The following is a 719-nucleotide window of genomic DNA, read 5'->3' on the forward strand; positions in this document are numbered from 1 at the left end:
GTGTGTTTTTTAAGTTCGGCGGTGCGTTGTCAACCCCTTAGCCGGGCGTTATACAACCAAAAAATCGGGCATAAACATCTAGCTACGTGCTCGAAGCTTATGCCCATTTATATTTACTCTTCGCCTAAGTAATCATTTGAAATATCTCGAATAACTAGATCTACAACGGCTTCTCCGGATTTACTGCGTAATTGGTGAATTACTTGGTACGGGGTCGTGTTGGTTACTTTGTGCCCATTGTCTGATGAAAAAGGACAAGATATGGATACTTCAATATAGCCAGCAACTTGAGTAGTTCCATCTGGCTCTTGAAGATACAACCTCTCGGTCACATGAGAGCCTGTAGCAGTGCCTGATGTACCTTTGGTTTTTACAACCAAGTGACCCTCTTGCCTTGGTTCGACGTTAGATGGACCAGATATGACGTGACTTTGCACGTCGGTTGGTTTCATGGCGATGCATGTTGTATCTGTTAAGTTTGATACGTATAAAGAGCAGCGTGAATTTCCTGACATTGGTAGTTCCTTCTATTAGTTAGTATTAAATTACAATATGAGTCCGTGCTCATATTGTAATTTACTTTAGCTCGCTTTTTATGGTATTCAAGTTTTAAGTTGAATACTTTTGCTTGTATAACAAGCGGCTCAAGAGGGATTGCCAACGCGTGGCGACTTTAGTGCAAAATTGAAGTTCAGTGTTTACAGTGTGTTTTTTGAGTT

General features: G+C 40.9%; 1 protein-coding gene. It reads right to left on the reverse strand.

Translation table 11 applies throughout. From position 1 onward, the window contains the following. Nucleotides 1-113 precede the first annotated feature (113 nt). The gene (locus PL85_RS18715; RefSeq protein WP_115340087.1) at nucleotides 114-515 is read right to left on the reverse strand and encodes a hypothetical protein; all 402 of its coding nucleotides are present in this window, start codon (nucleotides 513-515) and stop codon (nucleotides 114-116) included. Nucleotides 516-719: the final 204 nt, after the last annotated feature.

The organism is Vibrio anguillarum, from assembly GCF_001989995.2.
GTDB lineage: Bacteria > Pseudomonadota > Gammaproteobacteria > Enterobacterales > Vibrionaceae > Vibrio > Vibrio anguillarum.